Source organism: Paracoccaceae bacterium Fryx2 (genome assembly GCA_032334235.1).
GTDB lineage: Bacteria > Pseudomonadota > Alphaproteobacteria > Rhodobacterales > Rhodobacteraceae > JAVSGI01.
In genome coordinates this window covers 3,172,501-3,184,760 of the sequence record JAVSGI010000005.1, presented here as the reverse complement: position 1 = coordinate 3,184,760, position 12,260 = coordinate 3,172,501, and the positions used below count along the sequence as shown (strand labels likewise).

10 protein-coding genes, 1 tRNA gene and 2 rRNA genes (1 of these 13 running past the window's edge) are annotated in these 12,260 nt (G+C 54.5%); 1 reads left to right on the top strand and 12 read right to left on the bottom strand.

The annotated features are described in order from the left end of the window. Positions 1–19: 19 nt before the first annotated feature. The 8 genes from RNZ50_24605 to RNZ50_24570 all read right to left on the bottom strand — a co-directional run bounded on the left by RNZ50_24605 (position 20) and on the right by RNZ50_24570 (position 8,937). On the bottom strand, positions 20–871 hold the full coding sequence (locus RNZ50_24605) for an FkbM family methyltransferase (GenBank protein ID MDT8858151.1): 852 nt from the start codon (positions 869–871) through the stop codon (positions 20–22). Positions 872–1,259: 388 nt separating this feature from the next. Then, entirely contained in the window at positions 1,260–2,360 is a 1,101-nt protein-coding gene (locus tag RNZ50_24600) for a hypothetical protein (protein MDT8858150.1), read from the bottom strand. 111 nt (positions 2,361–2,471) lie between these two features. Further along, positions 2,472–3,686, bottom strand: coding sequence for an O-antigen ligase family protein (locus RNZ50_24595; GenBank protein MDT8858149.1), 1,215 nt, complete (start codon positions 3,684–3,686; stop codon positions 2,472–2,474). Beyond that, complete coding sequence (gene wecC / locus RNZ50_24590) at positions 3,683–4,957, bottom strand: UDP-N-acetyl-D-mannosamine dehydrogenase (protein ID MDT8858148.1); 1,275 nt, start codon at positions 4,955–4,957, stop codon at positions 3,683–3,685. Before wecC ends, RNZ50_24595 begins: the two co-directional genes overlap by 4 nt. Further along, positions 4,954–6,096, bottom strand: coding sequence for a UDP-N-acetylglucosamine 2-epimerase (non-hydrolyzing) (gene wecB, locus RNZ50_24585; protein ID MDT8858147.1), 1,143 nt, complete (start codon positions 6,094–6,096; stop codon positions 4,954–4,956). Before wecB ends, wecC begins: the two co-directional genes overlap by 4 nt. A gap of 123 nt (positions 6,097–6,219) precedes the next feature. Beyond that, a complete protein-coding gene (locus tag RNZ50_24580; GenBank protein ID MDT8858146.1) occupies positions 6,220–6,579 on the bottom strand; it encodes a MarR family EPS-associated transcriptional regulator in 360 nt (119 codons plus the stop codon). Between the two features lie 437 nt (positions 6,580–7,016). Next, the gene (locus RNZ50_24575) at positions 7,017–7,865 is read right to left on the bottom strand and encodes a plasmid partitioning protein RepB C-terminal domain-containing protein (GenBank protein ID MDT8858145.1); all 849 of its coding nucleotides are present in this window, start codon (positions 7,863–7,865) and stop codon (positions 7,017–7,019) included. Between the two features lie 94 nt (positions 7,866–7,959). Next, entirely contained in the window at positions 7,960–8,937 is a 978-nt protein-coding gene (locus RNZ50_24570; protein ID MDT8858144.1) for an IS5 family transposase, read from the bottom strand. A gap of 285 nt (positions 8,938–9,222) precedes the next feature. Here RNZ50_24570 and RNZ50_24565 point away from each other — a divergent pair, with 285 nt between their 5' ends. After that, positions 9,223–10,362 (top strand): radical SAM protein, encoded by a 1,140-nt coding sequence (locus RNZ50_24565; protein MDT8858143.1) that lies wholly within the window; start codon positions 9,223–9,225, stop codon positions 10,360–10,362. A 10-nt stretch (positions 10,363–10,372) separates the two neighbouring features. Here RNZ50_24565 and RNZ50_24560 read toward each other — a convergent pair whose 3' ends face one another. The 4 genes from RNZ50_24560 to RNZ50_24545 all read right to left on the bottom strand — a co-directional run. Further along, the gene (locus tag RNZ50_24560) at positions 10,373–10,624 is read right to left on the bottom strand and encodes a hypothetical protein (GenBank protein MDT8858142.1); all 252 of its coding nucleotides are present in this window, start codon (positions 10,622–10,624) and stop codon (positions 10,373–10,375) included. Positions 10,625–10,785: 161 nt separating this feature from the next. Continuing rightward, positions 10,786–10,862, bottom strand: a tRNA-Met gene (locus RNZ50_24555). 70 nt (positions 10,863–10,932) lie between these two features. Then, positions 10,933–11,047: ribosomal RNA gene (gene rrf, locus RNZ50_24550) — 5S ribosomal RNA — on the bottom strand. 186 nt (positions 11,048–11,233) lie between these two features. Next, a 23S ribosomal RNA gene (locus RNZ50_24545) occupies positions 11,234–12,260 on the bottom strand (it continues 1,903 nt past the right edge of the window).

The following is a 12,260-nucleotide window of genomic DNA, read 5'->3' as shown; positions in this document are numbered from 1 at the left end:
TGCTATTGTTTGACAGAGTCTACACATTCGCCTGGTCCCGGACATAGAGAAAGTCCGCCTGACCATCGGTATAGATGATCCCGTAGCCTTTTTCGACCAGCAAGGAATGTGCCCGGTTGATCCGCGCCACGCCGCCTTTGGTCGGCACATTGAATTCGTCAAATTCGACCAGGATCTGACGGGGCAGAAAGCCTGCGACAAAGATACTTTCGATCACCTCAATTTCCGCGCCCTCAATATCCAGTTTGAGCATCGCTACGTCTTTCAGAGCAACCCCATTTTTTTCGAGTATATCCCGTACCGGCATCGCGTCGACCTCGATGAAAGGCGTGTTACTGGCATACTCGTTTTGGAAGTTGACAATTGAATGTGAGACATGATCCGTATTTTTCGGAAGGAAGAATTTCACCTTCTTCCGCTCGCTCCAGAGTGCGACTTTGTGCAGTTGAAGCTGCTCGACTGTCACATCACCAAGTTCATAACATTTTGGTTGCTGGGTTCCTGTGTTGGAATAGGTGGCCTCCTTCGGCTGACCCAGGCGTTCGACGATTGATTGAAAATGAGAGATTGCCCTTGGCGTGGGGTCCACGATGTGCACCGTTGCACCGTATTTCGAAGCGAATTCTACGTCGAAAGAACCGTCTTCGCCTAACCCCGCAGACAGAATGATGCAGTTCTTCAACGACGGTTCGTCCACGAAGGTCCAGCCGCAGTTCGGTGATCCCAGTCTGGTCAGCTTGTAACCAGAGACAGTGCCAGTGTCCTGGATCGGATGCCGGAGTCCGGTCGCGCGTTGATAGCCGTGCTTGAGCGTCACGTACGTCCTGTAAACAACGGGGCTGCTTTTTATTTTCCGTACGAGCCATTTCATGCGTTCACCACAAATTACCTTCCGAAATACGGGGCCTCCGGTAAGCCCGGTCTGGTCTAATTGTCGCTATCTAGTGTTCGCCACCTGACACAAGATTCCAGCCTATCAAGGTTATCGGTCTTAGATTGCCTGATCCGCCATAGCAACCGCTGCATAAGTAGCGAGTACTTTGCATCAGATTCAGAACACTAGTGTACTCCTTTGAATACCGGCAGCGCAACCTCGCGAAACGCGGCATAATCTTGGTGTGTCCGTCTGCTGGGATCGGTCAGTGTTAAATCAATGGTTTTGCCAAGTTCGGCGAAGATCGGAACCCTTTACTCCAGAAGCTCAGTATAGGCGATGAGGACACGCTTGTGCGGATCTTGGAGCGGTGTGGCCTCCGTCATCAGACTGCTCCGTCAATATGAACGACACGAATCGTCAGGAATAGAACAAGAACCGCCAAGGCGACCCCCTGCGAAAGCGCGATTGCCACTCCGACTCCGAACAACGTCGGCAACGGCAGCAAAATCGCAAGGCCGAGGAAAAGAGCGGCCGAGCCGATGCCCGTGGACAGCAAGGATATCGCCCGGCCCGATCCCGCAAGCACTAGACAATTGGCTACAGTATAGACACCGCCGAGCGCAATGAAAACCATGATCGGAACGAGAAGCCGGTGGTCGATGACAAAATCATTGCCCAGCACGTGCGTCAGAAGGTCGCCTTGCACAACGACCGACAGGACACCTGCATACATGATGGTCAGCACGACGAATAGTGCCGAGACCTTGAGCATCAGCGGCAGCCGGGCTGCGATCTCCTTGATGGGCGCCGCACGCGACAGTCGGGGCTCGAAAACGACCATGACGGCGGAAAACGCGAAAAATACCGCCGTGGCAACCATGTAGGTCTGGGTATAAGCGGCGACTTGCGCAAGGGTCATGGTGCTGGCGATGAACAGGCGGATACCGTACTGCGGGAAGTTGGCGAGCAGCGCCTGGGTGCTGTAGATGATCCAGCCCTTTGCATGATAGCCGCGTATCGCCACGAATGCCGGCGCGAAGGGAGGCTTTCGAAAGAACTGGGCCAAGCCAAGTATTATCGGGATGGCACCCGCCCCGTAGATTAGGGGCAGGAACGCCCAGTGCATCGGCAAGGCGATCATGAAAACCGCGGTGGTCACAAACGCCCAGATCAACTTTACCCGGTTGTAGGTCGAAAGGTCGGAAACCCGCAGCATGTAGAGACCGATCTGGCCCAACCCGTTCAGCAAGGCCGCCATGATTACCGTCAGCGCTACCCCCATGCTCTGGCCGGATACCCAGAGCAGGACGCACAGAACGGGAACCGCTACGATACAGAACAGAATGGAGAAATGCCGAAAGATCGAGATCGCGATATCCTGCCGGACAAACACGTCCTTGATCGACGGATAGGCCACTACGGCCGCCAGCAGACCCTCGAGTCCGAGCAGAACGAGGATGAAGCCGTAACCGTCAACAGACATGAAGGCGCCAAGCGCAAGGACACGCACCCAGAGCATACCCCTGGACAGAAATTCAACACTTCCAGCATTAAAGTAAGCGCGGCGAACTTTTCGATCCTCCTTATTAAGAAATCAGCGGCTACAGCTTGACACTAGTGTGCCATTTCCGGGTCTGGCCTCTGCCGTGCCGCGTGCAAGGAAAAATGCAGCCGTTATCCAAAATATTTGAGAGGCGAAGTAGTTTCCAAATATGGCCTTAGGTTCAAACAGGCCAGTTAAAATTCCGGCTGATAAAAGTAGAAGCATTTGGTAGTGTCGACTTCTGGCACCTAGGTATGAAAGGCGAAAAATTAGTAAAGAGGTAAAGATAATAGGGAGCGCAAAAAGAACACCGCGTTCGACAATAAAGCGTAGCCAGACATTATGAATTTGTGCCTGTGCGGAACCAATATCAATAAATATCGATCCCGTACCAAAGAAAGGCGAAGATGAAAAAGACATCCAGCCTTCACTGAATGATGTAAAACGTGAATCGAGCGTAGATAGATTTCTGGTCCCAGCTTGCATCAATGTAGTTATAATTCGAAGTTCATCAGAAAATCCTACAAGGAAGATGGCTCCTGATAGGAAAAAAAGCGCAGTAAGAACGGAAATCAAAAGTTTGCTATTTTTTCTGCGTGTCAACATAGCAAGAAATACTAAAATTATGAAGATTGCGACCACAGCACCACCGCGTGCGCCAACAACTAGTATGTTAGTAGCAACTATTGCTGCGCAAAAAAGAAGAAAGATCGCCTTTCGCTTATTTTTGGCCAGATAGTAAAGGGAGCCTTGCAAATTGATTGCCAGGAATAGATTAGATGCGTATGCCCATGCGGTGCGCCCCCCTGTCAATCCGGACTCATATACATAAACGATGTATTGAGTATAGTATGGGTTGGGGAACCATCCTCCGAGTATTAGGTCTATCACAATGATGGATGCAAACATGGAGAAGATTACACCAGCCGCACTGATCGCCTCTAAGAAATCATCCAGTTCAATCGCCTGGGCTAGTAGATTTCCAAATAATAAGAATATTACTATTGGAGCAATTTCTAGAAAAAAGATGTCGTTTTTTATTAAGCTACTCAATAATGAAACCAGTAGGATGATTAGGGAAATGAAAAGCAGCCGATAGCTTAGTTGAATTCTTTTTCTCAAAAGAAGAAGCCAAATGGATAGAGCAGCTCCAACTCCGATCTTGATAGCGTACATCGTGGGAATTGATATAAGAGGAAGCCAGTATATTGGTCCAAGGGCGGCCGAAACATAAAGCAAACTGAGCCCCGCACGGCGATACCTCATGACTCTTTGGCCCAGATTCCCTGGAGGTCTACAATGTCGCCCTTGTGAGGGCTGGCCTTGACGAACGCTTTGTGATTAACGAGCATCACGTGAATATCTGCCTCACGCGCTGTATCTTGCGAAACTAGTTGTGCATTTCGAAAGTGGTCAGGTAGCAATCGGATAAAGGGCTCGACCACAAGCACCGGGCCGGGATGGTCAGATGCCAGCCGCCTGGCAATCGCCAGCGCCGGACTCTCGCGCATATCATCGATATCGGGCTTGAAGGTCAGGCCATAGATTGCCAGCGTCACATCGGCCGCCGTCTTGCCAGGGTTCTCCATCAGATAGGCGCCGATGGCTTCGCGCACCTTGTTCAGGACCCAGTCGGGTTTCGAGTCATTGACCTCTCGCGCGGTACGGATCAGCCGCGCCTCGTCGGGAGCAGACGAGACGATGAACCAGGGGTCCACCGCGATGCAATGCCCGCCGACGCCTGGCCCCGGTTGCAGGATATTCACCCTGGGGTGGCGGTTGGCCAGCCGGATCAGTTCCCAGACATCCATGTCCAGCTTGTCGCAGATTATCGACAGTTCATTGGCGAAGGCGATATTCACATCACGAAAGCTGTTCTCGGTCAGCTTGCACATCTCCGCGACGCGCGGGCCCGAGGCGATGACACAGTCCCCCATTACGAAGGTCTTGTAGAGACGCACAGCCAGTTCTGAACAATGCCGGGTCATGCCGCCAATCACGCGGTCATTGGAGATCAGCTCCTGCATCACCTTGCCGGGAAGGACCCGCTCGGGGCAATGCGCGACCCTGATGTCCGAAGCCTCTCCATGGGTATGGGGGAAGGTCAAGTCGGGCCGCGCTTGCGCCAACCATTCCGCCATCCGCTCGGTCGTTCCGACCGGCGAGGTACTCTCCAGGATCACCAGGTTGCCTCGTTCTAGTACAGGTGCGATCGCGCGGGATGCAGCCTCGATATAGGCTAGATCAGGCTCATGCTGCGCCCCTTTGAAGGGGGTGGGGACCGCAATCAGGAAGGCCTCGGCAGGTTCCGGCGTCAAAGTCGCGCGCAGAAAACCCTGCGCCACAGCCGCATGAACAACCATGTCAAGATCTGGTTCTACGATGTGAATGCCGCCGCGATTGATGGTCTCAACCGTACGGGCATTCACATCTACCCCAACCACCTCGACCTTTCGCGAGGCAAACATCGCAGCGGTAGGCAGGCCGATGTATCCCATGCCGATGACTGAGATACGCTTGAATTTCAGTTCGTTCATGCTTGACCTCGAGAAAGTGTTTTTGCGTGGGCGAGTATGGCGTCACGGATGCGCAAGGCTGCTTTGCCGTCTCCATATGGATTATGGGCGCGTGCCATCGCCTGATAGGCTGAAACGTCATCAAGCAAGCGGTTTACCTCTGTCACGATCAGATCAGAAACGGTACCGACCAACTTGACCGTTCCGGCATCCACTGCTTCGGGCCGTTCGGTTGTGTCGCGCATAACCAGTACTGGCTTGCCCAGAGATGGTGCCTCTTCCTGCACACCCCCAGAGTCTGTCAGGATGATGTCGGCGCGCCGCATAAGATGGACAAAGGGCAGGTAGTCCTGAGGCGCGATCAGTTGCACACGCTCCAACGCCCCGAGACTGGCCTCTACCGGGCCTTTCACATTGGGGTTCAGGTGCAGCGGATAGATGATCTGAACATCATCACGTTCGGCAAGCGTGGCGAGGGCGACGCAAATCCGCTGAAAGCCGCCGCCGAAGCTTTCGCGCCGGTGCCCTGTGACAAGAATCACGCGTTTCGACGTGTCGATCCCGAACTTCGCATCCAATGCAGCGCTCTGCGCCGTGTCGGCTTCCAGCCTTGCGACTACTTCGAGCAATGAATCGATGACCGTGTTGCCAGTCGTCCAAATCGAAGCCGCAGGCACACCCTCCGCGATCAGATTAGTCGCCGCTTTTTCCGTGGGAGCGAAGTGCAGTTGCGCAATCGCGCCGGTAACTTTGCGATTGATTTCTTCCGGCCAGGGCGAATAGATATCACCAGTGCGCAAACCGGCTTCGACATGCCCTACAGCGATCTGCTGATAATAGGCTGCCAGCGAGGCTGAGAGCGTTGTCGTCGTATCGCCGTGGACCAGCATCAGATCCGGCGAAAATTCTTCGAGGATCGGCTTGAGCCCTGCCAGCACCGATGCGGTGATTTCGGTAAGGCCCTGTCCGGGTTTCATGACGTTCAGATCATAGTCAGGCACGATCCCGAACAATTGAAGGACCTGGTCCAACATCTCACGGTGCTGGCCGGTGACAGCAACCCGAACATTGAGGCCGGGTGTTTTCTTGAGGGCCTCATAGACCGGGGCCATCTTGATGGCCTCCGGTCTTGTGCCAAATACCATCAATATTTTCTTCATCGAAACCTCGTTGGGTCAGATTTATTCTTAAATCACAAATCTATTTGAGCTGACATGTCGAAAGCAGTTCTTCTTGTGAACGTGGTTGCTGACGTGTTGCGCTGCTTTGAGTGTTAAAAAATACTACTGCGTTTTGGGAACTGACGAGCCATACAATTCGGAACTCAGCGCTTCAATTTCTTCTTTAAGCGCCTCGTATTCTTCCATCTTCCGCGTCAGGAATGCTCGCGTCAGCGCGGCCTTCCGTGCAATACCCTGTGGCGTCAAAACGTAGGCATACCGCCGCTTGTCTTCTGCAGCGGTGAAATTTCCCAGTTTCACAAAGCCCTTGTCAATCAGGGCATTGATCACGTAGTGCATTCCGCCAACGCTCACCCCAACAGCCACAGCCAGTTCGCGCTGTGACATTTCAGGGTTGTCCTGAAGAAGCCGAAGGACGCGGAAATGCGTGTCTTCCTGGAGCTTGCTGCGTTTACTGGTCATAGAGGTGTGATGCTTTTTTTCAGGCTACCGCACAAGGATCGCCTGCGCGGCGCCTTGGGGTGTGTGGGATTCGAATGGTCGCAAATTAGCTGTATTGTTCAATTTCGAGCAATAGCACAAGGCTACAGCCGCGAACAGCCCCAATTTTATATCTTTTGAGAGGATAGTCTGACTTCGCAGTTCGCCACAGTTCTTGTCATCCAAGTCTTGGCCTGGTCGCTGAACGGCTTGCACCACATGTCACTTTGCCGCAGGAAAAGAAAACCACTACGTCATGCGCTCATAGTTGAGCGGGGTGTGATGCGCAAGCCTAAGCAGCTTCAGCTATGAAGTCAGTCACCAGCCGAAGAAGGCTATCGGGGGCCGCGACGCCCAGCCTCAAAAATTCAGGGCCACCTCAGCCTTTTGTGGAGGTTTCGGCTGTTCCGAGGCCGTTTTCACTCCTGTTCCACAAGCTGGTCACCCGCCTCGCCTTGACGACCTGAACCCGCCTGTACGTCCTGTGGCGCGTCGTTTTGCCCTGCAGCCCCCAATTCCTGCCGTTCCGCCTGTTCAACCGCCTCCTCCATGCTGAGCGTGTTCAAAACCAGATCAAATTGCTCGAGGATTTCTACCGCGTGGCGGGCCACATAGGAGCGGACGGCTTCGTTTTCCATCACCTTTTTCAGATAGCCCTTGGCAACCACGAGGTTCAGCAACTCCGAGCCGTAATTATCTTCGGCATGTTTGTACTTTTCCTGCACTTGGCTCATCTCACGTTCGAGCCTGACGATTTGCTCTAGCGGGTCGCCCTGTGGTTGCTCCGGCCGGGGTGGGGTGTAATCGTTGCGCTGTTCCGGCGGGGTCGCCTTAAGGAGGGCGTCCGCATGGGCAGAGGTGATCGTGTTGGCCGCAATCATCAGCTCGACCGCCTCGATCTGCCTGGCGGCTTTCATCTTGCGCAGGTGCCGGGTCACATCCGGCGTGAACTGATGGTCCTGCAAGAGTTCCACCGCCTTAGGGCAAATGCCGTGCAGCAGGTTGATCCGGCTGTTGATCGTCGACAGGTTGACGTTGAAGGCGCGGGCCAGCCGTTCCTTACTGACGCCTTTGTCGATGGCGCGGCGCAGCATGTAATGTTCCTGCACCGTTGAAAGCCGATTGATCCGGTGGTTGTAGGTGTAGGTCTCGAAATCCTTGGCAATCAGGCAGGGTGCCGTGTCCTGACCGAGTTCCTTCAGCGCCAGCACGCGCAGGTTGCCATCGAGCAGCAGAAACCCTGGCGCATCAGGATCGGGCTTGATCACCGACAAAGGCTCGATCAGGCCGATTTCACGAATGGAAGAGGCCTTGTTGCACGGGTCAGGGTTTGGTTGAGTTTTCCCTTACCCGTAGATTTGGTCAAGTGATGACCTCGAACTTGGCGTGGCCAAGCCCGGTCATTTTATTGAGAATGTGGGTGCCAATCTTGGCTTCTGTCTTTTGGTTGGGAAAGCTGCGCGCTTTCAGTTTGGGGCCGATGACTGCCTTCCAACGGCCCATTACGGTCTCTCCTCGACTGCGCTGATTGTATCCGCTGCTCCGCTGCCAGGCCATGCGACCACGAGTGGTTATGACGGTGATGCGCTGGTCGCGAAGCGTTGGATTGTCATCCGCATTGGGGCTCAAAATCGCAGTCTTCGGAGGCGGGATGATGATCTCCACGGCAGTACCAAACCGCTCTGCGAGCAGGGCGCTGGTGGGGTCGCCATCATAGGCGCCGTCAGCTATGAACCGGGTCACATCCGCGTCAATCTGGTCCAGAAGATCAGGCAAGGCAGTCGGATCACCCACATCGTCCTTGGTCAAATCCGAACAAACGATGTCACCACTGACAAGGTCTAACCCAAGGTGTAGCTTGCGCCAGGATTTGCGTCTGGGCTTTGTTTTGTGCTTATTCTCCAGCCATTCGCCTTCGCCAAAGATCTTCAGACCGGTGCTGTCCACGACGAGATGGACCGGGCCATCCTTTTCAGCACGCGATCTGATCGGCAAGGTCAGCCCAGTCCCACGACGTGAAAAGGTCGAGTAATCAGGCACAGGCAAATCCACACCAATGAGCTTGACAAGGCTCCGCACAAACCCTTCAGTCTGACGAAGTGGCTGCTTGTAAACGATGCCAAGTGTCAAACAGACCGTGATTGCCAGATCAGAATAGACCGGCTGGCCACCCCGTGTCTTGCGGCGCTCTGCACGCCATGCAGCTTCTACCTCGGGGCTCAACCAAACCGTTACATCGCCGCGCTGGCGCAGGCTTTCATTATACTGCGGCCAGTTCGAAATCCGATACCGCTTCTTCTTAAACTTGTGACGCCACGCGTCATTTAATTTGTGCGGCATCAACGCCATCCAATCGATCAGGAAAGGGCCGTCCTAACAGAACCGGCAGGGTCCGTGCAACAACGCCCTGTGAAGCCATCCAGCTTCGGTCGCTTGATATTTGCCGTTCGCCGGTAACCGGGCGGTATGGAAAACTCCATGATCTTCTTCACGCTCGCGCGCGACACCCCAAAATGAACTGCTGCCGCTCGTTCACTCATGCCGCCCCGACGCGCGAGACGGACCTTCCGATAAAGTTCCACGATTAAAATACCCCCGCCCTCCCTGTCACCAGAAAGGGCCAAAGTGGCAAAGTTTTACTCTGCCCGCAGCAGGATTATCCCGCCACTTCCGTGGCAAACTTTTGCACTGCCGTTCTCACTGGGTCTGTCGTGCAACTACGCCTGCAGCTATTGCAATCAGGCGTTCCAGATTGCGGATGCTACGGTCTCGAAACTGGTAGATGTTGAGCACTTTCTGGTCCAGCTCGACGGCTGGATCACTGATGCCCCGGAAAGCATTGAACTTTGGGGCGGCGAGCCGTTTCTCTACTGGGCCAAGATCAGGCGGCTGATCCCGGCGCTGGCGGAGCGGTTCCCGGCGGCACGCTTCTCCATTATTACCAACGGCTCGCTTTTGAGCCGCGAAAAGCTCAACTTCATCGCGGCCTATGACATTGCCATCACGATCTCGCATGACGGGCCCGGCCAGCATTTGCGCGGGCCTGATCCGCTCGCGGATCCGGAGACGCGCCGCTGGATTGAGGCTTTGCTGACTGAGCGCCCGGACAAGACGTCCTTCAATGCGGTGCTGACACGCACGCATCATGATCTTGGTGCGCTCAAGGCTTGGTTCGCCGACAAGGTTGGCCCGGATGTCTTCGTAGGGCTGGAAGGTGTGGTGAATGTCTATGACGCAGCGACCGCCATTGGGACGGGGCGTTTTGAGCCTGCGCAGTTGAACAGCCTCACGAGGTCAATCTTTGAGGCGCTGGTCGAGGATCCAAACGCCTTTGGCCTAGGCGCACGCCTTGACGAGTTCTACGCTTCCATCCAGCGACGCCGCCCAATCGACGCGCTTGGCCAGAAATGCGGGATGGACCGCGAAGACACCATCGCCGTCGATCTGCGCGGCAATGTCATGACCTGTCAGAACACCGGGGCCAAGGGGGCGCATAAAATTGGTCATGTGGAGGCGTTTGATGCGATCGCACTCAATACTGCCACCCATTTTGCCTTCCGCCCCGAATGCATGGCCTGCCCGGTTGTCCAGCTCTGCAAAGGGTCCTGCATGTTTCTTGAGGGCGACTTCTTCGCCCAGTCCTGCGCCAATGAGTTTGCGTTTAACTTCGGCGTCATGATGGCCGCGATTTGGCATCTGACGGGGATGGTGGTGGTTGGGGTTTCTGCTTCAACAGAAACACCCGCCGAGGCCACGGACGATTGAAGCGCGATCTTCAAATCAACGTCATACTAGACCCGCATTTCACAAGTAATTCCTTGATTTTAGGGCCAGCATCAGCATCTGTTTTGTCGACGTAGAGAACCTCACCGTCATAGATCAGAAGATAGACGCCCTGCGCGTCCGGGAGGGATTGGGCTTTGGCCTGCGTAGGAGGCGCTCTCTCCATGGCGCCGAGAGTCGGGACGAACTGGTTCATGACCGCGCCCAGCAAATCCAATTCAAAAGCAAGAAATTCCTCAGCCACTACGATCTCATATTTCCTCGGTATCCCAGATACTTAGCACGGGATAGCACTTGTCGCACTCTTGTCAGGGGAAAATATTGAGTCAGCGTTGAGTCAAACACAAACGACAAAATCCAGACTGTTTAAGTCGGGTTCTATCTATTTGTTATATTTAAGTATTTTGGTTGCGGGAGTAGGATTTGAACCTACGACCTTCAGGTTATGAGCCTGACGAGCTACCGGGCTGCTCCACCCCGCGACGGTTGGGCCCTTTTTGTTTGGGTCCTGGTGTCTTTGATCCTTCTTGAGAGGCTGTGGTTTCTTTCTAGGATTGGCGGTGACCTACTCTCCCACACCTTGAGATGCAGTACCATTGGCGCGACGGCACTTAACTGCCGAGTTCGGGAAGGGATCGGGTGTTTTGCTCGTGCTATGACCACCAATCCGAGGAAGAAACCGGTTGCGTTTGTTGCGCAACCGCCCCGGGGTTTCGGGTCTTGCCCTGCTTTTCGGCGGGGGTTTGATCCGGTTTTTCCGGGGTGTACAACATCGGTTTTGTTCCAAGTCCATTTGTGCTGCTTTTGACGATCCTGGCAGGGTTCACGGTTGTGAACCTTGCTGTTTCTGGATCAAATCAAGCCTATCGGGCAATTAGTACCAGTCAGCTGAAAGCGTTGCCGCTCTTACACCTCTGGCCTATCGACGTGGTGGTCTACCACGGCCCTCAAGGGAGACCTTGTTTTGAAGGGGGCTTCCCGCTTAGATGCCTTCAGCGGTTATCCTGTCCGAACATAGCTACCCAGCACTACCGTTGGCACGATAACTGGTCCACCAGTGGTTCGTTCACCCCGGTCCTCTCGTACTAGGGGCAACTCTTCTCAAGTCTCCTACACCCACGGCAGATAGGGACCGAACTGTCTCACGACGTTCTAAACCCAGCTCACGTACCTCTTTAAATGGCGAACAGCCATACCCTTGGGACCTGCTCCAGCCCCAGGATGAGATGAGCCGACATCGAGGTGCCAAACGATGCCGTCGATATGGACTCTTGGGCATCATCAGCCTGTTATCCCCAGCGTACCTTTTATCCGTTGAGCGATGGCCCTCCCACTTGGGACCACCGGATCACTATGACCGACTTTCGTCTCTGCTCGACTTGTCAGTCTTGCAGTCAGGCAGGCTTCTGCCATTGCACTCAACGACCGATTTCCGACCGGTCTGAGCCTACCTTCGCGCGCCTCCGTTACGATTTGGGAGGCGACCGCCCCAGTCAAACTCCCCACCATGCAGGGTCCCGGATCCGGATGACGGACCGCGGTTAGATATCAGAATGGCGAAGGGTGGTATCTCAAGGGAGGCTCCACGAGAACTGGCGTCCCCGCTTCGATGCCTACCACCTATCCTGCACATCACAATCCTGATACCAGTGCAAAGCTGGAGTAAAGGTGCATGGGGTCTTTCCGTCTAACCGCGGGAAGTGTGCATCTTGACACACAGTTCAATTTCGCTGAGTCCACATCAGAGACAGCGGGGAGATCGTTACGCCATTCGTGCAGGTCGGAACTTACCCGACAAGGAATTTCGCTACCTTAGGACCGTTATAGTTACGGCCGCCGTTTACTGGGGCTTCAATTCAGAGCTTGCACCCCTCCTTTTA